Below are 25,730 nucleotides of genomic sequence, written 5' to 3' on the forward strand. Positions count from 1 at the left end.
CTGCACTGCAAACAGATATAGCCACTCAGCATTCGGGGGGGACGAAGCCCCCGCCAGACCCCGATTAGGGCTTCAGATAGGTATAGCCACTCAGGCAGTTTTCGTAGAAATCGTTCCAGCGCACCGCTTCACGGGGATTGAATGTGCCGTTAGAAATCTGCCTATCAATCATGCGCTTCATATCCGAGGCCATGGCCTTCGGGTTGTACTGCATAATCGACAAGACGTCTTCCACCGAAGAGCCTTTTACCACTTCTTCAATGTAGAAATCCTGCGGATCGTCATCATAGCTGTAGATATGCACTTCGTTCAGACGTCCGAACAGGTTATGCATGTCACCCATCACATCCTGATACGCACCTGTCAGAAATAGCCCCACGTAATAAGGATCGTCTTTTTTAAGCTTGTGCATGGGCAGCACATCAGTAATTTCCCGGCCTACCGTGAACTGATCAATTTTACCGTCACTGTCACAGGTAATATCCACCAGCGAGCAGTTCACCTCAGGGCGCTCATTCATGCGGGTGAGCGGCACCACCGGCAGCAACTGGTCAATGGCCCAGGTGTCGGCCGCCGACTGAAATACCGAGAAATTACACAGGTATTGTGACGACAGGCTGTAATCCAGTTCCTGCAGTTCTTCGGGCACGTACTCTTCATTGGCATAGTAGGCATGCAAATGACTCATGATGTGCCAGTACAGGGTTTCAATTTTGGCCAGCTCTTCCAGTGTAAGCACCCGCAGCTTAAAGGCATCCAGGGCCTGCTCTTTGTACTGCGACGCATCGTTATACACTTCCTGCATGTTGTCCTGCTGGTCGAGGGTCTCGGCCAGCTCACGCATATTCTTCACAAAGAAGTGTTCGCCGTCTTTGACTTCGGTATCGATGGAGGCGCTGTTAGACTTAATTTCACCGACAATTTCGGTCACCACGCAGCTGTGATGGGCCGTGATGGCGCGGCCACTTTCGCTGACCAGCGTAGGATGGGGCACGTCTTCCAGGTCGCACATTTCTTTCATGCCATACACTACGTCAGCCACATATTCCTGCATGCTGTAGTTGCGCGACGACTCATTGGTGGAGTTACTGCCGTCGTAATCGATACCCAGACCACCCCCTACATCCACATAATCCAGCGGGAAGCCCATCTTATGCAGATCAGCATAAATGCGGGCTCCTTCGGTCATGGCTTCTTTAACGGCGCGAATATCGGTCAGCTGACTGCCAATATGGAAGTGCAGCAGTTTCAGGCAGTGCGCCATACCCTGCTCTTCCAGGTACCGGGCGGTTTTAATAATTTCAGTGATGGTCAGGCCGAATTTCGCCCGCTCTCCGCCAGAGCTTTCCCATTTGCCCCGACCCTTTACGGTCATTTTGGCGCGTACGCCAATGATAGGATCGATATTCAGCTCTTTGGCGATTTTCACCAGCAACAGCAGTTCCGAATATTTCTCTACCACCACCACAATTTTGCGGCCCAGTTTGCGCCCTAATAGCGCCAGACGCATGAATTCATCGTCTTTGTAGCCATTCAGAATGGTGAGGGAGTCTTCATTGGTGTTCATCGCCAGAACGGTGAGCAACTCGGCTTTCGAGCCGGCTTCCAGCCCGTAATTGAAGGGCGCACCGGCCTCAACAATTTCTTCCACCACTTCACGCATCTGGTTCACTTTAACCGGGTATACGCCCTGATACTGGCCGTTGTAGCCGGCTTCAGTAATGGTGGTGCGAAAAATAGTATTAAGGCTGGCGACTTGCGAGCGCAGCACATCGTGAAACCGCACCACTACCGGAAATTGCACGCCCTCTTCACGAATCTCGTCAATTACGGCCTTGAAGTCAATGCTGATACTGGTGTCTTCCGGGACGGGGGTAACTTCAACGTTGCCCTTTTCGCCAATGCGAAAATAACCGCCGCCCCACTGAGAAACGCCATACACGCGTTCGGCTTCTTCAATGTTCCATTCTGACAATGTATTCACCTCTGTTAGCACAGTCTGTTACCGCCTGATAGCGTGCTGTGCCCTGGTACCAATAATGCCGCGTATTATAGTCAAGCCATGCACAGACGCTATGAAAATCGGCGCTTTTTACGCAGATATTTTTGGCTGTCTGACGGTGGTTTCACTCTCATACCCACGGCCTACAATTTCACCGGCCCGATGCATAAAATTCTGCGCGGCCGGTGTCGCGCTACTGCCTTGTTGGTAGCCTGATAAGCCCTGAAAAGTTCAGTGTCAGTGGGCGTTTTATCCACTCGCATGCACCGGTCTAAACAGGTTACACTGCGCGCACAGATAATCTCCGGAGTAACATGTGCGTCACTATCACCTGCTAATCACGGCGTTACTGGTAACCATCACCCTGGGCCAGAGCGCGGCGGCTATGGACGCCGGCGAGTATTACTACATAATTGCTGAACGCTGCGAGATGCGAGGCCCCGAGGATCCTGAAGAGCGGGACAAGGTCACCCCGGACCTGCGTTTGTTCGATGTGGTGCCAGCCGGGATCAGCGATTACTACGTTAAAATGAATACCGAAGCGTTGCGGGACTACGCACCCGAAGGTCAGGAATACTTAACTGATTTGGCCGTCAGACAAGCCTATACCGCAGGGACTGACGCGAATACCGATCATACCCACCACGATTTCATGTTGCAGCGGGAAGCCATCGACTTAGCCGAGCTTATTCGTACCTTGAATGTGTTTTCTCAGCGTCAGACTGCCCAGGGGTATTTTTATCGCCAGCTTCTGACCCTGCCCCACGGCAGCCACACCTTTAAAGCGGTCACCCGGGTGCGACTGACCGAGTTGGGCCAGCCTCAGCGGCTGTACCTGGCCGACTTTTCGTCACAGTATTATAAGCTGGATCAGGCCGGGCAGCCGGCGACGGAGCCGTTTATTGAAGTAGACCACCGGGCGGCGCTTACCCGTGCTATTCACGAGCAGGGCAGCCCGTACGCACAGTTCACGCAGGATGGCGTGTGCGGAGAGAAGTGGCCCCGAGCTTAATTACGATACAGGGTTTTAATCAGATGGTAGCCGAACCGGGTCTTAACCGGCCCATGCACCTGTAACAGCGGCTTTTTAAATACCACATCGTCAAAGGCTTTTACCATTTGCCCGCGACGAAACTCGCCCAGTTCGCCACCCCGCTTGCCAGAGGGGCACAACGAGTGCTTTTTCGCCAGTGTCGCGAAGTTTTTCCCTTTATTTAACTGAACGAGCAGGTCTTTCGCTTCCCGCTCGGTTTTTACCAGAATATGTATGGCGGCTGCAGTAGGCATGGTCTTTTCCAACAGAGACTAAGGCAGCTATTGTATCTGATTTAGGGTGTTTTAAGCAGCTTTTTGGCTTCCTCCGGCAATGCCTGCATCTCAATGGTCACATCAAATTTCGCGGCCTGTTCGGCAATCACGGCGCCCACATCCGCAGTCTTACCCTCGTCCCGTAATGTCATCACCACGGCGTCGAAGAAAGAGGCAAACTGGCCGGGGGAGACCACCAGCAGCAGCCGCGCCGGGGCGTCGGTGTTGTTATAAAAGCCGTGCAGGTTGCCCCGGGGCAAGGTGATCATTTCACCGGCATTCAGCGTGTGGGTGGTGTCAGCAGTAAAAAATGCGACCTCGCCTTCCAGCACATAAAAGAACTCATCTTCTTTGGCGTGCCGGTGGGGTGGCGCGCCTACGCTTTTGGCCGGAACCGCCAGTTCCAGTACTGCGGTGGCCGACTCAGACGCGACACTGGTGACCAGTATATGGGTGTCGTGGCCGGGGAACGCCAGCCGGTTGTCGTCATTGGCCCGGCTGACATCATCGGGGTGCGCCACGCAGGGCGCGGCTACAATAAAAAGCAGAACTGCCAGAGTTGAACGTTGCATCACAGGCTCCTTCGAATGAGTGCCTATTCAGCATAGTGCAACTTTGTCAGGAATGATCAGTTATTGGCGTGTCGGCGCGCGGCCTGAAAACCAAACCAGCCTGCCATGGCGCTGCAGGCGGTCAGAAATGTCCCCCAGACCCAGTCAACCAACATAATAAACAGGGTGAACCCCTCCAGTATGCTGTAGCAGGTCAGGTTGTAGGCGCCATAACTGGCCAGCCCCAGTAAGGCGCCATCAATACCGGCGTAATGCCACGGCTTATCGCGGTTGGCCACCACAGCCAGCACAAACACCACGCCGCCATAGAGTAAGTAAAACACCAGCCACGGCCAGGTGATGAAATGTTCACGCAACATGCCGTCCAGTTCGGAGGTGTACCAGGCATCGGCAATCCAGCCAAGCCAGAGTAAATCCATTACGCCAAAACACAGCAATATAGCCAGCATCGCCGTAATGATGCTGGCAGCAAATAATTTGATGTTGGCAAGCATAGGTTACCGCTCCATGTAAAAGGCTTTCCACAGTGTGGCACGCCTCCGGGAATAATCACAGCAGGTATGTACCTGCCACCGCCGGCACCGGATCATGCAACCCGGTCAACATACAATGCCATGACCACCCATGCTGTGGCCTGCCACTACGCCTTAGTGGGCACTTTTACTTATCAGGGTAAACCAATCGGGCCGGAGCGCGTAAAAGCAACACATCACCCTGCGCCGGGTATTCATCGCTATCGGCGCACCGCAACAGAAGAGCAGTGCAGTACTCCTGTTTAATTTGATGTTTGTTTTCTACTGCCTCTGGGTGCCGGTGCACTGCGCTGACGCAAGGGGCTGACATGAATTAAGGAATTCAGCATGTCCAGCATCACGATCAACCAGCAGGAGTACGCGCTCCCCAGCGATCCGCGCACGACGCTACTCGACTTTCTGCATCAAAATTTACAATTGTTCGGCGCCCGCAAGGGATGTGACCACGGCCAGTGTGGTGCCTGCACGGTGCTGGTCGACGGGGAGCGCATGAATGCGTGTTTGTTACTCACTTTCCAGTTAGCCGGCAAAGCCGTGGTGACCATTGAAGGGGTGGCAGACAACGATGACCTCCACCCGTTACAACAGGCCTTCATTGATAATGATGCGTTTCAGTGCGGATTCTGTACCAGCGGGCAGATATGTGCGGGTATTGCCGCCCAGCGCGAACTTCAGGAGCAGCGTCCGTCGGCGGTATGGTTTGATGCCTACTACACCCGGCTGGAAGATGTAAAAGAACGACTAAGTGGCAATTTATGTCGCTGCGGCGCTTACCCACACATTATAGAGGCTGTCACCAGTACCGATAGCACGCCGGAGGCCTGATGAAACCGTTTAGTGTATTTTCCTTACAGCACGCTGAGGATCTAAGCCAGGTCGCTTCGTTCAAACATAGCCGGTTTCTGGCGGGTGGCACCAACCTGGTAGATTTGATGAAACATCAGATCGAGCGGCCTGACCACATTATCGACTTATCCGGCTTTGATGAAGCCAACCAGATTACCGAGGATGACGGACGGGTAGTGATTGGTGCCATGGTGACCAACACCGCGCTGGCCGATTATGCGTATAAGCATCCCCGTTTATCTCTGCTGGCCCAGGCGCTGCTGGCCGGGGCTACCGTGCAGTTGCGTAACCGCGCTTCCACGGCGGGTAATCTGCTGCAGCGCACCCGCTGCTACTACTTTTATGACACCAGCAAAGCCTGCAACAAGCGTGAGCCGGGCAGTGGCTGTGCCGCCAAAGAGGGCTTTAACCGCATTCATGCCATTTTAGGCACCTCTGAACACTGTATTGCCACCCACCCGTCGGACATGGCCACCGCCATGGTCGCGCTGGATGCTCGGGTGCATATCTGTAACGCCGCCGGTGTGCGCCGGGAACTGCCGGTGCGTGAGTTATACACGTTGCCCGGCGACACGCCCCATGTGGAAACCCAATTGGCAGACGACGACCTGATCACCGCAGTCAGTATTGATACCGTCCCCCGCGGCACACATATTTATCAGAAGGTGCGGGACCGTTCTTCGTATGCGTTTGCGCTGGTTTCCGTTGCCTGCACCCTGCGTGTGAATGAGGGCGTGATTGACGAAGTAAGCCTGGCACTGGGCGGCGTGGCCCCCCGCCCCTGGCATGCGCACCAGGCGGAAGCGTGTCTGCTTGGCAATCCGCCCTCACCCGAATTGTTTGCTCAGGCCGCGGAGGCTGAACTGAAAGACGCCCGGAGCTATGGCGGTAACGACTATAAAGTTCCTGTGCTCAGACGCACCCTGACTCATGTACTAAACCAGGCCAGCGACCATCAGCGCGCCCACCCCAGTCACGAAGGAGCTATGTATGCCCGCTAACGTCACACACAAGTCACAGGGAATAGGTGCCGCAATGAACCGGGTCGATGGGCGGCTGAAAGTAACAGGCAAAGCGAATTATGCCGGCGACAGTCAGTTTGCCAGCCCGCCATTAATTGGTTGGGTGGTGGGCGCTGACGTTGCCAGTGGCACGCTGACCCACCTGGATACCTCGGGGGCAGAATCTCAGGAAGGTGTGCACGCCGTCATCACCCACCTTAATTCTGTTGAGCAGGCTCCGTTTGGCAGCCCCGAGGACATGGGCCGGTTCGGTCAGAGCCGGGCTATGCTCAACGACACCACCATACGCTATGCAGGTTTTCCAATAGCGATGGTGGTGGCAGACACCCTGGAGCAGGCCCGCTACGCCGCACAACTTATAGAATTTACCATCACACCGGCGCCCATTAGCCTGCTAAGTGAGCACCAGGAAGCCCAGGTTGTGCCTGAGGATGATGATGGCGGTTACGACCCCGATGCAGGGATTGGCAATATTGACGCCGCGCTGGCCGATCATCAGCGTTTTGATATGACCTATACCACGCCGAATCAGGTGTCGGCAGCAATGGAACCGCATACCTGTATTGCCAGTTATGATGGCGAGCAGCTTGAGGTGCAGGCCAGCGTTCAGATCCTGGCCAGTGCCGTAGACTGTCTGGCCTCCACATTTAAGTTGCCGGCTGACAAAATTCGCATAAAAAGCCCGTACGTGGGTGGTGGCTTTGGCTCGAAGCTGGGGCTACATAACGATGCGATTCTGGCCTGCATTGGCGCCTTGCAGCTGCAACGGCCGGTAAAAGTCGCCATGACCCGGCGTCAGGTGTTTCATAACGCGCCTCACCGGGGCAAGAGTATTCAGCACATGGCGCTGAGCGTTACGGATGAGGGACAACTGGCCGGCGTCCGACATCACAGTGCCATGCCCATGGCCAAAGATTATGCGTTCGCCGAAGGCACAGGTGTCGCAGCACGGATCAATTATCAGGCCGCCGCCATCGACAGCCAGCACCGGGTAAAAGTAGTCGACTCGCCCATGATTGATTCTGTCCGGGCGCCGGGAGACGCCATTGGTTCGCTGGCCTTTGAATCAGCCGTAGACGAGCTGGCCCGCACCCTGGATATCGACCCGGTGACCTTCCGGCGCAATAACATTGCACCGGTACACCCTATTACCGGTGCAGATTTCTCAACCAACAATCTTGACCGTTGCCTGCAGGAAGGCGCGGCACAATTTGGCTGGGACGAACGCACCTACCGTACCCGCGGCACCCGAAAGAACGGCTTTGGTGTCGCGCTGGGAATGCGTATGAACATGATTGTGCCAAGCGAAGCCAGTCTCACCCTGCATCCGAATGGTGAGCTGGTGGTGCATACTGACATGACGGATATTGGCACCGGCACCTACACCATTCTTACCCAAATTGTGGCGGAACATTTAAAGGTGGACGCCAACCGGATCACCATTGATTTAGGTGACAGTAACTCGCCGACCTCCAGCGGATCAGGGGGATCGTTCGGCGCCTCCAGTGCGGGTACGGCGGTGCTCAATGCCTGTGAAGCCTTATCAGAAAAACTGTGCGAACTGGCCGGCCTCGCGCGGGGTAATTCGCTGGTGCAGCTGGCGGGTGACAACGTGATATTCGGTGAGGGACAAACCCAACAGCAGCATGCTGTCCCCCACTTACTGAACAGTGACTCCCCGTTAACAGTCACCGGCTCAGTCGCGCCGGATGAAGGTAACGACGAATATGTCCAGTACAGCAGCGCCGCCCATTTTGCCGAGGTGGAGGTGGATACCATTACTGGCGAGGTCAGGATCCTGCGTCAGCATGGTGCCTTTTCCGCCGGAAGGATACTTAACCGTAAAACCGCCGGATCGCAGCTAAAAGGCGGCATGATATGGGGCGCCAGCTATGCCTTGCTGGAAGATTTACAACAGGATCCCCGCGACGGCAGCTTTGTTAACTGTGATTTTGCCGAATACCATATCGCGGTTAACCGGGATATCGGTGACATCACTTTACAGTTGATTGAAGAGCCAGATTACAAGGCCTGTAAACTGGGCAGCAAAGGCATTGGTGAACTGGGGATCACGGGTTCCGGTGCCGCCATCGCCAATGCAGTGTTTGACGCGGTAGGCGTACGGGTAAGAGATTTTCCCATCACCCCGGATAAAATTGTAAAACAGCTATCAGAGACTCGCTGAAATCGTTGTTAAAAAGTATTCTCGGGCGATAGACCTTGTAAGCTTGTTACCTGTGAATTGAAAAAGGGGGCTTTCGGAAAAACCGGGGCGTTGGCAGCAAGCGATTGGTCGCGCGCCGTAGCCGACTGCCAAATTAGCCCTGATTATTGTTTACTTTACGCAATACAGAGATAGCATCAGAGCGCTACTTATTGGTAACCACCTGCTTTCCTTTTAAAGACACCGGCAACATAATGTGCGCGTAGGGGGTGTCACCCCACATTACATAAGGTCCGCCGGAGTTGGGGTCGGTAGGGATGCCTTGCAACAAATTTTTCGGCACAATAATCATGAGATGCGGCCCCGTTTCCACATAGTCTTCGGCATGCTTATGGTTTGCATGATGCGGTGTGGCATTACTCACGCCAGAGCCCTTAGGCTCCCCCTGCAACATATACGAAATACCAATTCGGTCAGCCACAAAATCACTCTTACTGCCAATGGCTTGCATCATCTTCATCCAGGTTTCATCGTTGCACAGGGGTGCTTTATCACCTGGCATGGTATCGGGTAGACAGGTCCAATCGTTGGTACCTTGTTTCAATAACGTACCATCGGTGTCAATTATCGTAGCGTTTTCGCTTATTGATGAGGGCGCCGCAGACATGGCGCGTTCAATTTTTGTTTGTTTCGATTCGTCAGCAATAGAGGATACCGGCAAGACAGCAGTGACGACGAGTGGCAGCACTATAGACAAGCTTTTCATGATTATTCCTTCCTAGCGTGCATGGGCAATTCACAATTAAAGGTACTAGGACGGCATACTCCCCTACACAACACTTTTCGTTTTGCGAAGAGCTAATAGTGGGTGGAAGTAAGAGTATTACTTACATTAAGAATATTGCAATGAGCGATGGGAAGAATAAGTCTTTTAATATGTTACCACTGCGACAGACTACCGTATGGATTAGTAAACAGACAGGCTTGCTGCAGTGCATAATTGTTACGACACCTAGTTTGTTGGTGCGGCTGCTGAGCACTGAATAGTGCAAGGTAAATGACAGTACGCTGCTGCGGCGAGTGAACCAAAAAAAGGCGCTCCTAAGAGCGCCTTTTCGTTCAAGCAAATGCCTGGGTGGCTTACATCATGCCGCCCATGCCGCCCATGCCGCCCATATCAGGCATTGCCGGGGCTGCTTCTTCCTTTGGCAGTTCAGCTACCATAGCTTCTGTGGTGATCATCAGAGAAGCGATAGAGGCAGCGAATTGCAGCGCAGAGCGAGTTACTTTAGTTGGGTCAAGGATACCCATTTCCAGCATGTCGCCGTACGTGTCATTAGCTGCGTTGTAACCGTAGTTGCCGTCGCCGTTCTTCACTTCGTTAACTACCACAGACGCTTCTGCACCTGAGTTGATAGAGATTTGACGCAGTGGAGATTCCATTGCACGCAGAGCCAGCTTAATACCTACAGTCTGATCTTCGTTGTCACCGGTCAGGTCTGCCAGTTTCGAGGCAGCACGTACCAGCGCAACACCACCACCAGGTACTACACCTTCTTCAACGGCAGCACGGGTCGCGTGCAGCGCGTCTTCTACGCGGTCTTTCTTCTCTTTCATTTCAACTTCAGTGGCAGCGCCTACTTTAATAACCGCTACACCGCCAGACAGTTTCGCCAGACGCTCCTGAAGCTTCTCTTTATCGTAGTCAGACGTTGATTCTTCAATTTGGCCACGGATTTGTGCACAACGGCCTTCAATCGCTTGCTGGTCGCCCACACCGTCAACCACAGTAGTGTTGTCTTTGTTGATGACAACGCGCTTAGCAGAACCTAGGTCTTCCAGCTGAACTTTTTCCAGCTCCAGACCGATTTCTTCAGAAATCACAGTACCGCCAGTCAGGGTAGCGATGTCCTGCAGCATGGCTTTACGACGGTCGCCGAAACCAGGTGCTTTAACCGCAGCTACTTTCACGATGCCACGCATGTTGTTCACAACCAGCGTTGCCAGTGCTTCACCTTCAACGTCTTCAGCCATGATAAGCAGAGGCTTACCGGCTTTCGCTACGTTTTCCAGAGTAGGCAGCAATTCGCGGATGTTAGAGATCTTCTTATCAACCAGCAGGATGAACGGGTTGTCCAGTTCTACAGTGCCGTTTTCCTGGTTGTTGATGAAGTAAGGAGACAGGTAACCACGGTCGAACTGCATACCTTCAACCACGTCCAGCTCGTTTTGCAGGGCCTGGCCTTCTTCAACAGTGATAACACCTTCTTTGCCTACTTTTTCCATTGCCTGCGCAATGATCTCACCCACTTCTGAGTCAGAGTTAGCGGAGATAGTACCTACCTGGGCAATTGACTTGCTGTCTGCACAGTCAGTAGACAAGGCTTTCAGTTGCTCAACTGCAGCGATAACTGCTTTGTCGATACCGCGCTTCAGATCCATTGGGTTCATGCCTGCCGCAACAGACTTCAGACCTTCAGTTACGATAGACTGCGCCAGTACTGTAGCAGTCGTGGTACCGTCACCGGCTTCGTCGTTTGCTTTAGACGCTACTTCTTTAACCATCTGCGCGCCCATGTTCTCGAACTTGTCTTCCAGCTCGATTTCTTTGGCTACAGATACACCGTCTTTAGTGATAGTAGGGGCGCCGAACGACTTGTCCAGAACCACGTTACGGCCTTTAGGACCAAGAGTAACTTTTACTGCATTAGCAAGGGTGTTCACGCCTTTCAGCATCTTTGTGCGAGCGTCGTCACCAAAACGTACTTCTTTAGCTGCCATCTTTAATATTCCTCTAAATGCGTTAAACGGATAAGGGGTGGATTATTCAACAATCGCCAGAATGTCGCTCTCGCTCAGGATGAGTACTTCCTGATCGTCCAGCTTTTCTGTTTTCACGCCGTAACCGTCGTTGAAAATAACGGTGTCGCCTACTTTTACATCCAGAGCTTTAACTTCGCCGTTTTCAAGGATGCGACCATTACCTACAGCAATAACCTCACCGCGCGTAGATTTTTCTGCAGCAGAACCGGTCAGTACGATTCCACCAGCAGACTTGCTTTCTTGCTCTGCGCGCTTAATGATGACGCGATCGTGTAAAGGACGAATTGCCATTTTCAAATCTCCTGAAAATTCAACTACTCAAGTCAAGTTTCGTTGTGTTTGTCGACGCACAATATTGTTCGCCGAATACCTAGGAATGTCCGTTGCCGGACGTTAAATTGTTCTGCGAGGATAAATGGGGGAGTGGCCTGACAAACTCAAGGGTTTTTAGTGAAAAAAATGAAAAAATTTTTCAATCGCGGGTAAGTATTTGAAAGATAAATATCGTTGCAGGCGGGGGCTGGCAGTCCGGGCGCGCATCGGCGCCCGCCGTAACCTATTTCAGCCGCTTGTTTGGGTCGTCCTGCTGAGTTTTATCATCATATTCGCCTTCAAAGACGTCGCCGTCGTCGGGTTGGTGACGCTGCCCGAAGGGATCTGAGGGGCCTTGGCCGAAGCCACCGGTCTGACCAAACTGTCCGGGAGTGACCACCCGCATTTTCAGGTGTTTCGATAATTGCGCCGCCAACAGATGCCGGCTGCCGGGAACCACAAATAAAAAGCCAATGATGTCGGTGACAAACCCGGGGGTCACCAGCAGCACTCCGGCAATCACCAACAACAACCCTTCTACCATCTCTTTGCCGGGCAGTTCGTGTTGCTGCATTTTGCTTTGGGCGGCCTGGAGCGTCTGAAAGCCCTCACGGCGCACCAGATATGCCCCCACAAATGCGGTGATGATCACCAGGCCAATAGTGTTCCAGCCACCAATCAGCCCGCCCACCTGCACCAGCAGAGCGATCTCGATAATGGGCAATATGGCAAACAGTAAAAATAGTACGCGCAACCTGATACCTCGCTGTGTCTTATTCCCCTCAATACATGGGGGAGAATTCGCTAATCACAATCATACGTACGTGTGAACAGGATCAACAGGCCTATCGCATCGATAAATGGTTATCGTGATACACTCTTTTTTGAAAGAATACGTAGGACTGTCAGGTCTGTAGGAGCAAGTATGACTGCAACAATTATTTTGTGTACGGTGCCGGACAAAAAAACCGGCGCGGCCATCGCCGCTAAACTGATTACCTCGCAAATTGCCGCGTGCGCCAATATGGGCGGGCCGGTGTCCTCGTATTATTTATGGGACGGCAAAATGCAGGAAGATGAAGAGTACCAGCTGATCATCAAAACCACCGCGCAGCGAGTGGACGATGCTTACGCCTGTGTGTGCGAACTGCACCCCTATGACGTACCGGAATGGCTGGTTATTAACGAGGTGAACGGCAGTCAGGAATACCTGACGTGGATAAACCAGACTGTCACCCCCACGCAGTAAACAGGAACGCAATCCATGAAGCCACATTTTATTGTGCTGCTATTTACCCTGATGTGCCTGGCCTTGCCGGCACCGGGTAATGCACAGGTCGGCAACGGCGAATTCGGCGATTTATTCAGTGATGAACCCGAATTTCTGCCTGTCGATCAGGCCTTTGAATTCGACTTCACCCAGCAGGACAACACGCTGACGGTCACCTTCGATATTGCCGACGGTTATTACCTGTATAAAAAGCAGTTTAAGCTGGCCACCAAGAACGTCACCCTGGGCGACCCGGTTTACCCGCCGGGCGTGGAACACGAAGATGAATTCTTCGGGGTCACTCAAGTGTTTTACGACTCCGTGACGTTTACCGTGCCCATTGAAGAGGCCGTGGCCGATGGCATGGTAAAGGTACGCTATCAGGGCTGCGCCGATGCCGGGCTGTGTTACCCGCCCACCACCAAAGTGGTGTATTTAAGTGCGGTGAGCAGCGCGGCTGAAGCCGCCGCTGACGCAGACAGCCAGGGAGAGAACCCCGCCCCCCAGTCACAGCAGTATTCGCTGGCCGACCGGCTCATCGATGGTGACAACCTGCCGCTGACCCTGCTGCTGTTTCTGGCGCTGGGGATAGGGCTGGCGTTCACGCCCTGTGTGTTTCCTATGTACCCGATTTTATCCGGCATTGTCATTGGTCAGGGTAAGTCGATAAAGCTCTCGCGGGCGTTCCGGTTATCCTTTATTTATGTACAGGGAATGGCTATCACCTACTCCCTGCTAGGGCTTATTGTCGCCTCTGCGGGTATGCAGTTCCAGGCGGCGCTGCAGCACCCCGCCATTCTTATCGCCTTTATCGTGGTATTTGGGTTGCTGGCCCTGGCCATGTTCGGTGCCTACGAGTTACAGCTGCCCAGCTCATGGCAATCCCGGCTCAACCAGCTCAGTAATGACCAAAAACGCGGCAATGTGGCTGGCGTCTTCACCATGGGTGTATTGTCCGGACTGGTGGCCTCGCCCTGCACCACTGCGCCACTGACCGGCATTCTGCTCTTTATCGCACAGACCGGCGACATGACGCTGGGCTTTGTGTCTTTGTATGTGCTGAGTCTGGGGATGGGTATCCCGCTAATCCTCTTTGGTATGACCGGCGGTAAGCTACTGCCCAAAGCGGGCAACTGGATGAACATCATCAAAGTCACCTTTGGCTTTATGATGCTGGCGGTGGCCGTGTTATTTATCGAGCGGTTGTGGAGCAGTGCGTATACCAACCTGCTGTGGGCGGTGCTGGGACTGGCCGCTTTCACCTATTTCAGCGTGATGAATCAGAGTACCGCGCCCTCTATCGCCAAAGGGGTGCGCACACTGATTATCTTTTTAGGGTTATTTGCCAGCGCCATGGTGGGCTATCAAACGCTGTTCAGTGGCCACCAGCAGCGCCAGGCGGCGCTGACATCCGCGCAACCGGCCACATCTGACAGCCGGCCAAACGGTGCCGGTGAACAAACCAATAGCCATCCGCCGTTTGTGGTCGTGAAAAACCTTGCCGATCTGGAAAGCAAGATCGCGACGGCCAATGCGGAAGGAAAAACCGTGATGGTCGATCTTTACGCCGACTGGTGCGTGGCCTGTAAGGAGTTTGAAAAATACACCTTCCCGTCCCCTGAAGTGGTCACCGCACTGGACAACACGGTATGGATGCAAATCGATCTTACCGACAACACCGCCTCGAATCTGGCATTTCAGCGTGAATTCAACGTGCTGGGGTTACCCACTATCTTGTTCTTCAATACCGAGGGCGAAGAAATACCCCGCTCGCGGGTAACCGGCTTTATGCGCGCCGGCCCTTTTGCCGACCATGTGAACCAGTTTCTTAACCAGCCTTAAGTAACCCAAACCCACCGGCGCACGTAATAAAGAGTGTGCCGGTGTCGTTTGCCTGCCTGACGATGCTGCCACCGGCATATTCCGGTTATCCGGGTTCGGTCTGAAGCAACAGGTAATTCACTATGACGATACTTACCTCACTATTGTCTGCGGTGCGTCACCCACTGTTAGTCGTACTGCTTATATTAAGCCCCCGCGTGGCAGCAGAAGGCTGCTTCGATAACCGCTTTTGTCTGTCTGTCAGTAACGACAGCGACCGTCCGCAGCTGAAGGTCACCAACACCAGTACGTTGCCGGTGGTACTTACCGTATATTCAGACAAACTCGCCGAGGGCCACCATGTCACGGCGGCGCTTCACGGCAAAGCCAGTCAGGTCCTGGGGCCGGTCACTCACGCGGACAAATTCTGGAACTCGATGCGTGTGCGCTGGACACCGGGTCGGCTGGACGCCCGGCACAACCCGGACGTGCACTATGCCAGTCCGCTACAACCTGTCGGAGACTACAAGATTGTGCAGGGGTTTAACGGAAACTACAGCCACAGCGGCGCATCCCGGTATGCGGTGGATTTTGCTGCGCCGGTGGGAACGCCGGTCTTCGCCGCTCGGGGCGGCGTGGTGATTGCCACCAAGGCCGATGGCCGTAAGGGCGGGCCGTCCCGTAAACTTGCTAAACATGCCAACTATGTGGCTATTTTGCATGAGGACGGGACTACCGGTGAGTACTATCATCTTAAATATCAGGGCGTTGAGGTTAGCCGGGGTGACAGTGTGGCCCGCGGTCAACTTATCGGCTACTCCGGCAACACGGGGTTTTCGTCCATGCCCCACCTCCATTTTGGCGTCTACGTGGCCAAACCCCATGGCAAGTACCAGTCGGTGCCGATTACTTTTCAGCCATCCCAGCTTCAGCGCAGACTGACCGACTGATCCCCGCTGAACAGAGCGGTAACTTTGCGCCGATATCCCCTGATTAGACCAGTATTTTGCTGCTAAATCTGCGAGTCCGACTATAATCAACCGTTAATTGTAAATGACGAGTCGATCAGTGGCTTTTTTTCGTGCAATAAGCGGCATTATTTGTTGAGATGGCAATAATCCATAGACTTTTCGAAAGATAGCAGCATTTTTAATGAATATTTTGTTACTCAACGGGCCGAACCTGAATATGTTGGGCCAACGCGAACCAGACCAGTATGGTCATCAAAACCTGCAAACGCTGGTGGATGATCTGACGGCGCAGGCCGAGTCTGCGGGCGTCAGTCTTGAGCATTTTCAGTCAAATGCCGAACATGCGCTCATAGACCGCATTCATGCTGCCCTGGGTAACACCGACGCTATCATCATTAATCCGGGTGCCTTCACGCACACCAGCATTGCGCTGCGCGATGCCTTACTGAGTGTGACTATCCCGTTCATTGAAGTGCACCTGTCTAATGTGCACGCCCGCGAATCGTTTCGTCATCATTCCTATTTTTCAGATGTGGCTGCCGGCGTCATCCTGGGACTTGGTCCCATTGGATATTCACTGGCACTGACAGCCGCAATAAATTTACCGACTAATACAAAGTAGACAGAGACCGATCATGGATATTAGAAAAATTAAAAAGCTTATCGAACTGGTTGAAGAGTCCGGCGTGGCCGAACTGGAGATCACCGAAGGCGAAGAATCAGTGCGCATTCACCGTGGCCCCACTGGCGGCGCCGCACCAGTCAACTACAGCTTCGCGCCACCGGCTGCCCCGCAGCAGCAAGCGGCACCTCAGGCTCCGGCTGCTTCGGCACCTGAAGCGCCTGCTGAAGCACCGGCCCCTACCGGTCACGTTGTGAAATCTCCGATGGTAGGTACGTTCTATCGCGCGTCCTCTCCCACCGCGAAATCATTTGTGGAAGTGGGCCAAAGCGTAAAAGTTGGCGACACCCTGTGCATCGTCGAAGCCATGAAAATGATGAACCAGATCGAAACTGACAAAGCCGGTGTGGTGAAGGAAATTCTGGTTGAAAACCAGGAACCGGTAGAATTCGATCAACCTATGTTCATCATTGAGTAAGTGGGCGCATTATCATGTTAGATAAAGTACTCATTGCTAACCGCGGCGAAATTGCCCTGCGTATTTTGCGTGCCTGTAAAGAACTGGGCATCAAAACCGTAGCGGTTCATTCCACCGCGGATCAGAATCTTAAACATGTGTTGTTGGCAGACGAGTCGATTTGTATCGGCAAAGCGTCGGCCACGGAAAGTTACCTTAACATTCCGCGCATTATTGCGGCAGCCGAAGTCACTAATTCTATTGCCATTCACCCGGGTTACGGGTTTCTGGCCGAAAATGCTGACTTTGCCGAAGCTGTAGAAAAAAGCGGTTTCATTTTCATCGGTCCGACTGCTGAGACCATCAACCTGATGGGTGACAAAGTGTCTGCCATCAATGCCATGAAAAAAGCCGGCGTACCTTGTGTACCTGGCTCTGATGGCCCGCTGACCGATGACGAAGAGCGTAACAAAGCCATTGCCAAGCGCATTGGCTACCCGATTATCGTTAAAGCCGCCGGTGGCGGTGGTGGTCGCGGAATGCGGGTGGTACGCAGCGAAGCCGAGCTGGTTAAAGCCATTCAAACCACGCAGGCAGAAGCCGGCGCGGCGTTTGGTAACGCTACCGTGTACATGGAAAAGTTCCTGGAAAACCCTCGTCATGTGGAAATCCAGGTGCTGGCCGATGGCCAGGGCAACGCTATCCACCTGGGTGAGCGGGACTGCTCGATGCAGCGTCGTCACCAAAAAGTGGTGGAAGAAGCTCCGGCGCCAGGCGTGTCCGAGCAAATGCGTGAAAAAATTGGTGACCGCTGCCGCCGCGCCTGTATTGAACTGGGTTACCGCGGTGCCGGAACGTTTGAATTCCTGTATGAAAACGGCGAGTTTTATTTCATTGAAATGAACACCCGTATCCAGGTTGAACACCCGGTCTCTGAAATGATTACCAATGTGGACCTGATCAAAGAGCAATTACGCATTGCCGCCGGCCAGCCCTTGTCTATTGAGCAATCGCAGGTGCAAATCCGCGGCCACGCCATTGAGTGTCGTATTAATGCCGAAGATCCTGAGACCTTCGTGCCCAGCCCGGGTAAAATTAATATGTTCCATGCGCCAGGCGGCCTGGGTGTACGCTGGGAGTCACACGTGTATGCGGGTTACACCGTACCCCCTTACTATGACTCTATGATTGGCAAACTGATCACCTACGGTGAAAGCCGTGATGAAGCCATTGCCAGAATGCGTCACGCACTGGACGAGCTGGTTATTGACGGGATTAAGACCAATATTCCGTTGCAACGCAAGATCATGGCCGACGAAAACTTCTTTGCCGGTGGTACCAATATCCACTATCTGGAAAAGAAACTCGGCCTGGCATAATCGCCACGTTCCGATACATGTAAAACAGGCGCCTTATGGCGCCTGTTTTTTTATTGCAATACTATTAGTGCATTTCCTCAGACGGTGACGGCTGGGGGTTGGATACCGCGGTCCGGCGCTGGGTCTGCCGCCACTTTTTCTCAAGCCCCACCACCAACGACAACGCAAATCCGGCGGCCAGAATACGCAACCACGCCATCACACCAATACCGGTAGTCTGAAACGCGCTCTGCATCCAGGGCACATAAATAAAAATCAGCTGTAACACCAGCATGGTGGCCATGCCTATCCAAATCCAGCGATTGGAAAACAGCCCCACCTTGAACACCGACACCCGTAACGAGCGGCAGTTAAACAGGTAAAATGCTTCACCCACCACGAACATGGTGACCGCCACAGTCCGGGCTGCTGTTTCGGCAGCCCCGAGCATCAGTTCGTAGCGGTATAAGCCAAACGCTGCCAGCGTCAGCAGGCATGACACCAGCAGAATACGCACCAGCAGCACCCCATCCAGCATCGGCGAGTTGGGCGCATGGGGTGGCCGGGCCATAATGCCCTGCTCTTTAGGCTCAAAGGCCAGCATCAACCCCAGACACACTGCCGTGGTCATATTCACCCACAGAATGTGAACCGGCAATAACGGTAACGCGACCCCCAGCAGCACTGCTGTCATGATAACCAGCGCTTCGCCACCATTAGTGGGCAAGGTCCACACCATAAATTTCTTGAGGTTGTCGTACACCCCGCGGCCTTCTTCCACGGCTGCCGTTACGGAGGCGAAGTTATCATCGGTCAGCATCATATCGGCCGCATCCCGGGCCACATCAGTGCCGGTGAGGGCCATTGCCACGCCCACGTCCGCCCGGCGCAGTGCCGGTGCATCGTTCACTCCGTCGCCGGTCATAGCCACCACCTGATTTTGCTTTTGCAAACTGGTTACCAGTGCCAGTTTATTCTCCGGGCTGACCCGGGCGAAGATTTTGCCGGTAAGCGCCGCATGATCCAGCTCTTCTTCATTGTAATTATCCAGCTGCGTGCCGGTGTGAGTGACGCCCTTTTCATCAGCGTGGGTAATCCCCAGACTCTGTCCAATAACACTGGCCGTAATGGCGTGGTCGCCGGTGATCATTTTCACTTCTACACCTGCCGCGCGGCAATGGGCGACGGCTTCGATGGCTTCGTCCCGGGGCGGGTCGATCATTCCCTGCAAGCCCACAAATGTCAGACCGGTATCAATATCAACGGTGGTCAGCTCACCCTTATCCTGCGCCAGACGCTTGCGTCCGAATGCCAGTACCCGCAACCCTTCCCGCGCTAGTGACTCCGCCGCGGCCACCACCGCCTCTGCGGTCAGCGTGCTGTGCTCAGGGAACGTACAGCGCGCGGTGACGGCTTCCACACTGCCTTTCACATACGCACAGGTGCCTGCCTCGTTGTGGTGCAGCGTGGCCATATACTTGGTTTCTGACCGAAACGGGATTTCATCAATGCGTGGGGGCAGAGTATCCTCGGTGATACCTGCTTTACGGGCGGAGGCTAACAGGGCCGCCTCAGTAGGATCGCCAATAATACTCCACACACCACCCGGCTCTTCCGGCGCGTTCAGACTGGCGTCGTTACAGGCCGCCCCGGCAATGAGCAATTCATTCAGCTGCGCATAGTCCTCCACACTGATGGAGTTACCGTCGGCGGTAAATTTTCCGATAGGGGCATAGCCTGTACCACTGACTCTCGCCTGCTGACCGGGGCACCACAGCGTAGTGACCGTCATTTCATTTTTTGTCAGTGTGCCGGTTTTATCCGAGCAGATCACCGTGGTACTGCCCAGGGTCTCTACCGCCGGCAACTGCCGAATAATAGCGTGACGTTTGGCCATTCTGGACACACCAATGGCCAGCATAATGGTTACTGCGGCGGGCAACCCTTCCGGAATGGCGCCCACTGCCAGCGCCACGGCGGCCATAAAGGAGTCGACCAACGGGTTACCATGCAGCCAGCCCGCAATAAATGTTACTGCGGCCAGTGCCAGCACCGCGTACAACAGCAGATGACTGAATTCTTTTATACGCTGGGTGAGCGGCGTATCCAGCGTCTCGGTTTCGTTCAACAGGGTGGAGATTTTGCCGATTTCAGTGTGGGTGCCGGTACTGGTCACCACACCCATACCGGAGCCGTAGGTTACCAGACTGCTGCTATAGCCCATGTTGATCCGGTCACCCAACCCGATGTCCCCGGACAGCGGGGCCGTGGTTTTTTCTACCGGCAGTGACTCACCGGTCAGGGCCGACTCGTCTATTTTCAGATCTTTGCTTTTCAGTAACCGCAGATCAGCCGGCACCCGCTCTCCCGCCGTCAGTAAGACAATGTCGCCGGGCACCAGATCTTCGGCGGCAATGGTGGCTTTTTTACCCTCTCGCAGGACCTGTGCGTGCTGACTCAAACTCCCCTGTAAGGCATTTAGCGCATTCAGCGCTTTTGCTTCCTGCACGTAACCCACGATGGCATTCACAATCACCACACCAAAGATAACGGCAGAATCTACCCACTCCTGCAATACCAGGGTTACGGCACAGGCGCCCAACAGGATATACACCAGCGGCTGGTGAAACTGCAGTAAAAACCGCATCAGCGCCGTAGTCTGTTTAGCCGGCTCCAGCCGGTTTGGCCCGTATTGCGCCTGGCGGGCACTGACTTCTGTAGCCGACAACCCGGTGCTCGGGGTGACCTCCAGACTCGAAAGAACCTGCTCACAGGTTTGTTCATGCCGGGCTTGTTGGGTAGTCATACATACTCTCCGCCGCTATCAGCAGCTATCAGTGTGGATTTATGTCTATCCAAACTATAGACAGTTTTTACGTGGTCGGCGGTTATTTAGGTAACTGGCAGTAGCCCGAAGCAGATTCAAAAAACCTGATTAAGCCTATCAGTTTTAACGGATATCCCTGTGCCGCAGGCTCGCGTAATATTCCTGTCACTGGGGTAGCGGCAGCTACCGGTAAGTTTTTCATGTGTAAGCCTCCCTGGTTTATCCCTCTCAGGTGGACATTCCACCCTTGTGCCGGTGCCTGTGCACCGGCTTTTTTCATCGATTTTTAAATAATTTGCGTATAATGCAGGAATAGTCTCAAGGAAGGTTTATCACTGCATGCAACGTTTTTGGTCTTTAACGGCTATTTGCTCCCTGGTTTCGCTTTTTCTGCCCGCCACCGCGGTATGGGCAAACACCGGGTATTCCCATGATCTCGATCTTCAGGCCCGGTTTGATGACCGTTCCGACCGCGACCACCGCAACCAGTATCGTCTGCGCTACTATCCCAGCTGGACCTTTGACAGTGCCGAGCGCTGGAGCATCAATAGTTTTGTGGTGACCGGTGACGACTTTGGCTCTTCCCACAACACGCTGGCCGATGGCAGCAGCGAACATATTTATGTGCGCCGTGCATTTGTGCGCTATCAGGGCGATCACGGCAAAACCGAGGTGGGCGTTATCCCTACCTACAAGGGTCGGGTGTCGTCGTCAGGGTTATCGAAAGACGGTTGGATTAAAGGCGTACGGCAGGTCTTCGAATTAGAAAATAACGCAGCGCTGGAATGGGTGGCAGGCCAACTGGACAATACCGATCCGGCCCACGCACTGGATGCCCCTGATGAACTGAATTATGGTGAGCTGGAATATTCCGCGCGCCTGGATGAGCGGCATAGTTATGAAGTCAGTGTGGAGCGCATCAGAGAAGGTAACTTTCTGCGGGGCGAGTACCGCTGGAAGTTTCGCGACTCACAAACGCTGTTTCTGGAGCTGGTGCAGCGGCTGGACGATCCTAACACCAAAACCATCGCCGGATTGTCAGGCGAATTCACGTTAGGCACACACCCTTTAGAATACTTTGCCCATTACAATTACGTCAGTGAGGGGTTTGGTCCGCGCGCCGAGCTTACTGAAGACTTTCTGGGCACCGGCCACGGGATATCGGCTGAACTCAGCGGCGGACTGCCGGTTCACGACGATGCGGAGTGGTTTGTACGCCTCGACGTCGTAGACAGCACCACCCGGCTACTTACCGGGGTGGCCATCTCACTGGATTACCCCTGAAGCCACGGGGCTGTTTTGCTGCGAACAAAAAAAGGCCCGCCAAAAAAGACGGGCCAAACAGCAAGAACGCGTACACACTTTAACAGTGCGTAGTGATATACGCCCCAAGCCCCGCCCCAGTTCAGGCTAGGCAGATTACGTTTTTTTAATCCCGCTGAAAAAAACAGCAACTTTCGCTATAATTAACAGGTGATCGCGCAAGCCACTCACTGATGTAACGGAGGAAGCATGACTTCGCGGGTGCATTTACTGACCCAACATTTACCTGTATCCCGGCTTACCATTGACGTGCTGTTTGCACTTCGCCTGTTGTATGACGAAACTGAGCCAGATCAGGATATCGGTAAGGACATTGCCGAACTGGCTGATTTCCCCGAGCGGCTGCAAGGCAGCTATCGCGCGGAGTGGGAAGCCTTCGTAAAACGTGCACTTGCTAAACAATTGTCGAACAATCAACACCGCCCGGCGATGGAGGTGATTGACGATATCATGACGCAGGTGCATCACATTCACACTCAAGACCCACGCTTTCTGTCGTTAATGCCAAACATTACCCAGGCGCAGAAGATTATTGCCTCTGACAACACTAGCGTTTTTCCCAGCCCACTGCGTAAGCAACTGACTGGCCTGTTGTTACCGGCCATTACTTTACCCAGCGACAAGTAGCGGGTGATTTTTTTTTGGCGCCGCCGGGGGCGTAATGAGACGGACATTAACCACGTAGTAAATCGTTCGGATGACGTGCCACATGCTTAGTGTTGCGGCCACCCGTTCAGTTAACGTCTGCCGGCGTGGCCTCCTGCGTCATAAGCAATAGTGCGGCGGCAGCATTGGCATCGGACAAGGCGCGGTGATGGCGATCCATTCCAATCCCAAAGTGCTGAGTGAGCGCAGCAAGAGAATAGGAGGGCAGCCCAGGGAAGGCCTTTCGCATCTCTCTGACCGTGCAGAGTTTGGGTCGCCGGTAAGGCTGTTCCAGCCTGGCAAACTCCTGCTTAATAAACCCGTAATCAAAATTTACGTTATGCGCCACAAATACACAGTCTTCGGTGAAGGCCGCGATGCTGTCAGCCACCTCGGCAAACAACGGGGCATCGGCCACCATGTCATCGGAAATGCCCGTAAGGCGGGTTATGGATGACGGAATACGCCGTTGCGGGTTTATCAGCGACTCCCAGCGGTCGACAATTTCGCCATTCACCACCTTGGCAATGCCCACTTCAGTAATACGATGGTAGCTGGCATTGCCGCCGGTGGTTTCAATATCCACTACTGCATAGGGCTGCTGCGGGTCGCGCACCCAGTTCACCTGCGTGATCGTGACATCGAATCCGGCTTGCTGCAGACGTTGAATAGAAATCAGCTGGTTGCGCCGCAATTGATCGCCGGGGGCTTTAATCTCTTCGAAGCGCAGGCCGTTGTCGGCGACCATAATATCCGGAAAGCCATCCCGCAGTGACGCAAAATCTTTACACATCATCCGCAGCAGTTGTTGGGTGGCCGGGTAGTCGCCTTGCTGGAGCAGCACTTTGGGTGTTTCCAGCAGCTGCTGGCTCCACATAAACAGGCTGTTTACTTTACCAAAGTGGGCGGCAGCCTGTTGCGTCACGTGCCGCAACATATCCGCGGGCGTGGCGAGCTTCGCCAGCAACGCTTCAATTTCATCACCATAACGGGCATAAAAGTCGTTGTGCCGCAGCGGCTGAGGCCGGCGATCAAATTCATTAACCAGCGCCCCCTGGTTGTATAGCAACTCCCAGAAAGTGAGTCCGAATAACACCCGCCACAACCGGTTTTCGGTGCGCCACGCAGCTATTCCACGGCGCTTATACCAGGCGATAACGCCCCGCTCTACTTGCTGGTTCTGACTCTCATCGAGCGCTAACACCCGGCTGGCATTGCGCAACATGTCGGTAACTGCGCTGGTGCGCTTTTTATGGTATTTGCGGGCATAGAAATCTTCCGCGAACGCCAGCAGTGTGTCAGACGCGGGGTTGTCTATAATGCTTTCAAGCTCCGCTTTCACGGTATCTTTATCGCCGCTCTTATACAGCTCTCGCAGCCATTTCTCACGGGCATTATCACCTTCCCCCTGCGCCAGTACGTCCAGCGCTAACCCGGGCGCTTCGTCCAGTAGCGACTGTCCCAGCTTCAGGCAGTATTTATCCTGAAGTTGCTGGCCTACCGCACTGTTTACCGGCGGGAACCAGGCTCCGGCCAACGCCTGTCGGTGCGCTGGTGTCGCGTACGGGAGTGCCTGCAGCTCCTTTGCATAATACCAGGCCGCACTGGCTTCATCGGCATCATCAAATCGTGCGACTGCCTCGCCGCTGGCGGAATCGTCGCGGGTGCGCATGATCCCGAGGTCGCGCATCGAAAACTGATTAAGGCGGCCACGGGTATTGCCGAAGTACAGAAACAACAAGAAACGCAGGTGCTCGTCAAACTCACAATACAAATAATGGTCGCAAGACCAGCTGGCTGGCCAGCCCTGCTCGGCAATATAGCTATTTAGCTGACTGGCCAGGGCGGGCTTGGTAGCGGAGGCCAGCCCCCGGGTAGAGTGATAACAGCCAAGCAGCTCAATGATATCGGCTTTCGTGAGTACAGCGGCCACATCGTGCAGGGGGGCCCGTGACAAAGGGCCAAACCACCCGGTATCCACCAGCGCATCCAGTTGCTGCTGCGGCTGATGAATTTCTTCATAGGTGAAGTGGGCACGGTTGACTACCGCGTACTTACGGTTAGCGGCGCGGGCTACAATGCATTGCTGATCTTCCGGCAGCGCTTTGAAATCGCCGATAAATTGCTGACTTCGGGCGTGCAGAAGGTGTTTGCTCTGCCCCTCAAAAAAGCGCAAAAACTCATGAAAGTGGCTGAGGTAGTATTTTTCCGGCAGGGTTTTTCGCATGCGTGGCTCATATTCCTATTTACCCATATAGTGTATATTTATACAGCGCCTTTATTCAACCCTGATCCGTTGTTTAGCCACCCATGCAAAGTAATTTGCCAGTGTCGGATCGTTTTTCAATGCTGACAGACTACCGAAGCGTTGCGCCAGCTCCATTTCAGAATAGAACCGATGGATCCCATTGTGGCACTGTCGGCACACCGCGATGCCTTCGTTCAGGGCAGCCTTACTGTACTGCTTTTTAAACCGCTTGCGACGATGCATTTTTTTAGGAATCAAATGATGAACCGTGAGCCGGGTGCGGCGGTGGCAACACGGGCATATCCCTACTTTGGGTGACTGCTGCATAACCTCAGTGGTTCCGGGTGACTTTCAAACTGTTTACGGCGCAGCTGCGTAAAGGAGTGTAAACCCTATCAACAATTCAGGTGAGTAATGAGCTTAACACGGCCGATGGGCTTTTCGTGCCCCTACTGCATGGCACCCAATGATGTGGAAGTCGATGAAGTAAATGACGTTAACCAGACCCAGGTGCTGGACTGTCAGATATGCTGTCAGCCTATTGAACTGACGGTGACCGGCAGTGGTGACGATTTGCAGGTCATGGCTGAGCGGGAAAACGACTGA

24 protein-coding genes are annotated in these 25,730 nt (G+C 53.9%); 13 read left to right on the top strand and 11 right to left on the bottom strand.

Translation table 11 applies throughout. From position 1 onward, the window contains the following. Positions 1-64: 64 nt before the first annotated feature. Positions 65-1,975 (bottom strand): biosynthetic arginine decarboxylase, encoded by a 1,911-nt coding sequence (gene speA / locus OCL06_RS02460; RefSeq protein WP_262992152.1) that lies wholly within the window; start codon positions 1,973-1,975, stop codon positions 65-67. 343 nt (positions 1,976-2,318) lie between these two features. Between speA and OCL06_RS02465 the strand changes: the two genes are divergently transcribed. Further along, a complete protein-coding gene (locus OCL06_RS02465; protein WP_262992153.1) occupies positions 2,319-3,014 on the top strand; it encodes a hypothetical protein in 696 nt (231 codons plus the stop codon). Here OCL06_RS02465 and ppiC read toward each other — a convergent pair. From ppiC to OCL06_RS02480, 3 genes are read right to left on the bottom strand one after another with little or no spacing between them, the layout of a single operon-like run. Then, positions 3,011-3,289, bottom strand: coding sequence for a peptidylprolyl isomerase PpiC (gene ppiC / locus OCL06_RS02470; protein ID WP_262992154.1), 279 nt, complete (start codon positions 3,287-3,289; stop codon positions 3,011-3,013). The genes OCL06_RS02465 and ppiC overlap by 4 nt on opposite strands. Positions 3,290-3,330: 41 nt before the next feature. Next, complete coding sequence (locus OCL06_RS02475; RefSeq protein ID WP_262992155.1) at positions 3,331-3,882, bottom strand: cupin domain-containing protein; 552 nt, start codon at positions 3,880-3,882, stop codon at positions 3,331-3,333. A 56-nt stretch (positions 3,883-3,938) separates the two neighbouring features. Further along, positions 3,939-4,376: a DUF2177 family protein gene (locus tag OCL06_RS02480; RefSeq protein ID WP_262992156.1), complete on the bottom strand. Its 438-nt coding sequence runs from the start codon at positions 4,374-4,376 to the stop codon at positions 3,939-3,941. 366 nt (positions 4,377-4,742) lie between these two features. On the opposite strand from OCL06_RS02480, the gene OCL06_RS02485 reads away from it, so the two are divergent. The 3 genes from OCL06_RS02485 to OCL06_RS02495 are packed head-to-tail and all read left to right on the top strand — an operon-like array spanning position 4,743 to position 8,468. Further along, a complete protein-coding gene (locus OCL06_RS02485) occupies positions 4,743-5,240 on the top strand; it encodes a (2Fe-2S)-binding protein (protein ID WP_262992157.1) in 498 nt (165 codons plus the stop codon). Further along, positions 5,240-6,262, top strand: a complete 1,023-nt coding sequence (locus OCL06_RS02490; protein WP_262992158.1) for an FAD binding domain-containing protein — start codon at positions 5,240-5,242, stop codon at positions 6,260-6,262. Before OCL06_RS02485 ends, OCL06_RS02490 begins: the two co-directional genes overlap by 1 nt. Beyond that, positions 6,252-8,468, top strand: a complete 2,217-nt coding sequence (locus OCL06_RS02495; protein WP_262992159.1) for a xanthine dehydrogenase family protein molybdopterin-binding subunit — start codon at positions 6,252-6,254, stop codon at positions 8,466-8,468. Before OCL06_RS02490 ends, OCL06_RS02495 begins: the two co-directional genes overlap by 11 nt. Before the next feature lie 184 nt (positions 8,469-8,652). Here the strand turns inward: OCL06_RS02495 and OCL06_RS02500 are convergent, their stop codons facing one another. From OCL06_RS02500 to OCL06_RS02515, 4 genes are all read right to left on the bottom strand, one after another. Next, positions 8,653-9,213 (bottom strand): hypothetical protein, encoded by a 561-nt coding sequence (locus tag OCL06_RS02500; RefSeq protein WP_262992160.1) that lies wholly within the window; start codon positions 9,211-9,213, stop codon positions 8,653-8,655. Positions 9,214-9,587: 374 nt separating this feature from the next. Continuing rightward, a complete protein-coding gene (gene groL, locus OCL06_RS02505) occupies positions 9,588-11,228 on the bottom strand; it encodes a chaperonin GroEL (RefSeq protein ID WP_262992161.1) in 1,641 nt (546 codons plus the stop codon). A 42-nt stretch (positions 11,229-11,270) separates the two neighbouring features. After that, positions 11,271-11,561: a co-chaperone GroES gene (locus OCL06_RS02510; RefSeq protein ID WP_262992162.1), complete on the bottom strand. Its 291-nt coding sequence runs from the start codon at positions 11,559-11,561 to the stop codon at positions 11,271-11,273. Between the two features lie 265 nt (positions 11,562-11,826). After that, positions 11,827-12,336, bottom strand: coding sequence for an FxsA family protein (locus tag OCL06_RS02515; protein ID WP_262992163.1), 510 nt, complete (start codon positions 12,334-12,336; stop codon positions 11,827-11,829). A 171-nt stretch (positions 12,337-12,507) separates the two neighbouring features. Between OCL06_RS02515 and cutA the strand changes: the two genes are divergently transcribed. The 6 genes from cutA to accC all read left to right on the top strand — a co-directional run bounded on the left by cutA (position 12,508) and on the right by accC (position 18,102). Then, positions 12,508-12,831, top strand: coding sequence for a divalent-cation tolerance protein CutA (gene cutA / locus OCL06_RS02520; RefSeq protein ID WP_262992164.1), 324 nt, complete (start codon positions 12,508-12,510; stop codon positions 12,829-12,831). 51 nt (positions 12,832-12,882) lie between these two features. Then, a complete protein-coding gene (locus OCL06_RS02525) occupies positions 12,883-14,694 on the top strand; it encodes a protein-disulfide reductase DsbD (RefSeq protein ID WP_262992339.1) in 1,812 nt (603 codons plus the stop codon). Between the two features lie 122 nt (positions 14,695-14,816). Further along, positions 14,817-15,623, top strand: a complete 807-nt coding sequence (locus tag OCL06_RS02530) for a M23 family metallopeptidase (protein WP_262992165.1) — start codon at positions 14,817-14,819, stop codon at positions 15,621-15,623. Between the two features lie 202 nt (positions 15,624-15,825). Then, positions 15,826-16,266 carry a type II 3-dehydroquinate dehydratase gene (gene aroQ / locus OCL06_RS02535; RefSeq protein WP_262992166.1) on the top strand — a complete coding sequence of 147 codons (441 nt, stop codon included), beginning with the start codon at positions 15,826-15,828 and terminating at the stop codon, positions 16,264-16,266. A gap of 13 nt (positions 16,267-16,279) precedes the next feature. After that, positions 16,280-16,744 (top strand): acetyl-CoA carboxylase biotin carboxyl carrier protein, encoded by a 465-nt coding sequence (gene accB, locus OCL06_RS02540; protein WP_262992167.1) that lies wholly within the window; start codon positions 16,280-16,282, stop codon positions 16,742-16,744. A 14-nt stretch (positions 16,745-16,758) separates the two neighbouring features. Further along, the gene (gene accC / locus OCL06_RS02545) at positions 16,759-18,102 is read left to right on the top strand and encodes an acetyl-CoA carboxylase biotin carboxylase subunit (protein WP_262992168.1); all 1,344 of its coding nucleotides are present in this window, start codon (positions 16,759-16,761) and stop codon (positions 18,100-18,102) included. 64 nt (positions 18,103-18,166) lie between these two features. Here the strand turns inward: accC and OCL06_RS02550 are convergent, their stop codons facing one another. Beyond that, positions 18,167-20,887: a cation-transporting P-type ATPase gene (locus tag OCL06_RS02550; RefSeq protein ID WP_262992169.1), complete on the bottom strand. Its 2,721-nt coding sequence runs from the start codon at positions 20,885-20,887 to the stop codon at positions 18,167-18,169. A gap of 360 nt (positions 20,888-21,247) precedes the next feature. Here OCL06_RS02550 and OCL06_RS02555 point away from each other — a divergent pair, with 360 nt between their 5' ends. Together OCL06_RS02555 and OCL06_RS02560 are read left to right on the top strand one after the other, a co-directional pair. Continuing rightward, on the top strand, positions 21,248-22,192 hold the full coding sequence (locus OCL06_RS02555) for a hypothetical protein (RefSeq protein ID WP_262992170.1): 945 nt from the start codon (positions 21,248-21,250) through the stop codon (positions 22,190-22,192). Positions 22,193-22,420: 228 nt separating this feature from the next. Further along, positions 22,421-22,858 carry a hypothetical protein gene (locus OCL06_RS02560; protein WP_262992171.1) on the top strand — a complete coding sequence of 146 codons (438 nt, stop codon included), beginning with the start codon at positions 22,421-22,423 and terminating at the stop codon, positions 22,856-22,858. Positions 22,859-22,964: 106 nt separating this feature from the next. Here the strand turns inward: OCL06_RS02560 and OCL06_RS02565 are convergent, their stop codons facing one another. Continuing rightward, positions 22,965-25,103, bottom strand: a complete 2,139-nt coding sequence (locus OCL06_RS02565) for an exonuclease domain-containing protein (RefSeq protein WP_262992172.1) — start codon at positions 25,101-25,103, stop codon at positions 22,965-22,967. 51 nt (positions 25,104-25,154) lie between these two features. Continuing rightward, positions 25,155-25,451 carry a hypothetical protein gene (locus OCL06_RS02570; RefSeq protein ID WP_262992173.1) on the bottom strand — a complete coding sequence of 99 codons (297 nt, stop codon included), beginning with the start codon at positions 25,449-25,451 and terminating at the stop codon, positions 25,155-25,157. Positions 25,452-25,538: 87 nt separating this feature from the next. On the opposite strand from OCL06_RS02570, the gene OCL06_RS02575 reads away from it, so the two are divergent. Next, positions 25,539-25,730 carry a zinc ribbon domain-containing protein gene (locus OCL06_RS02575; protein ID WP_262992174.1) on the top strand — a complete coding sequence of 64 codons (192 nt, stop codon included), beginning with the start codon at positions 25,539-25,541 and terminating at the stop codon, positions 25,728-25,730.

Source organism: Alteromonas salexigens (genome assembly GCF_025628895.1).
Classification (GTDB): Bacteria; Pseudomonadota; Gammaproteobacteria; order Enterobacterales; family Alteromonadaceae; genus Alteromonas; species Alteromonas salexigens.

Coding starts and splice junctions, on each gene's coding strand:
- OCL06_RS02495 (WP_262992159.1), top strand. CDS start 6,252: ATGCCCGCTAACGTCACACACAAGTCACAGGGAATAGGTGCCGCAATG.
- OCL06_RS02575 (WP_262992174.1), top strand. CDS start 25,539: ATGAGCTTAACACGGCCGATGGGCTTTTCGTGCCCCTACTGCATGGCA.
- accB (WP_262992167.1), top strand. CDS start 16,280: ATGGATATTAGAAAAATTAAAAAGCTTATCGAACTGGTTGAAGAGTCC.
- OCL06_RS02555 (WP_262992170.1), top strand. CDS start 21,248: ATGCAACGTTTTTGGTCTTTAACGGCTATTTGCTCCCTGGTTTCGCTT.
- OCL06_RS02525 (WP_262992339.1), top strand. CDS start 12,883: ATGTGCCTGGCCTTGCCGGCACCGGGTAATGCACAGGTCGGCAACGGC.
- accC (WP_262992168.1), top strand. CDS start 16,759: ATGTTAGATAAAGTACTCATTGCTAACCGCGGCGAAATTGCCCTGCGT.
- OCL06_RS02480 (WP_262992156.1), bottom strand. CDS start 4,376: ATGCTTGCCAACATCAAATTATTTGCTGCCAGCATCATTACGGCGATG.
- groL (WP_262992161.1), bottom strand. CDS start 11,228: ATGGCAGCTAAAGAAGTACGTTTTGGTGACGACGCTCGCACAAAGATG.
- OCL06_RS02485 (WP_262992157.1), top strand. CDS start 4,743: ATGTCCAGCATCACGATCAACCAGCAGGAGTACGCGCTCCCCAGCGAT.
- OCL06_RS02500 (WP_262992160.1), bottom strand. CDS start 9,213: ATGAAAAGCTTGTCTATAGTGCTGCCACTCGTCGTCACTGCTGTCTTG.
- OCL06_RS02530 (WP_262992165.1), top strand. CDS start 14,817: ATGACGATACTTACCTCACTATTGTCTGCGGTGCGTCACCCACTGTTA.
- cutA (WP_262992164.1), top strand. CDS start 12,508: ATGACTGCAACAATTATTTTGTGTACGGTGCCGGACAAAAAAACCGGC.
- OCL06_RS02570 (WP_262992173.1), bottom strand. CDS start 25,451: ATGCAGCAGTCACCCAAAGTAGGGATATGCCCGTGTTGCCACCGCCGC.
- OCL06_RS02475 (WP_262992155.1), bottom strand. CDS start 3,882: ATGCAACGTTCAACTCTGGCAGTTCTGCTTTTTATTGTAGCCGCGCCC.
- ppiC (WP_262992154.1), bottom strand. CDS start 3,289: ATGCCTACTGCAGCCGCCATACATATTCTGGTAAAAACCGAGCGGGAA.
- aroQ (WP_262992166.1), top strand. CDS start 15,826: ATGAATATTTTGTTACTCAACGGGCCGAACCTGAATATGTTGGGCCAA.
- OCL06_RS02560 (WP_262992171.1), top strand. CDS start 22,421: ATGACTTCGCGGGTGCATTTACTGACCCAACATTTACCTGTATCCCGG.
- OCL06_RS02565 (WP_262992172.1), bottom strand. CDS start 25,103: ATGCGAAAAACCCTGCCGGAAAAATACTACCTCAGCCACTTTCATGAG.
- OCL06_RS02550 (WP_262992169.1), bottom strand. CDS start 20,887: ATGACTACCCAACAAGCCCGGCATGAACAAACCTGTGAGCAGGTTCTT.
- OCL06_RS02490 (WP_262992158.1), top strand. CDS start 5,240: ATGAAACCGTTTAGTGTATTTTCCTTACAGCACGCTGAGGATCTAAGC.
- OCL06_RS02510 (WP_262992162.1), bottom strand. CDS start 11,561: ATGGCAATTCGTCCTTTACACGATCGCGTCATCATTAAGCGCGCAGAG.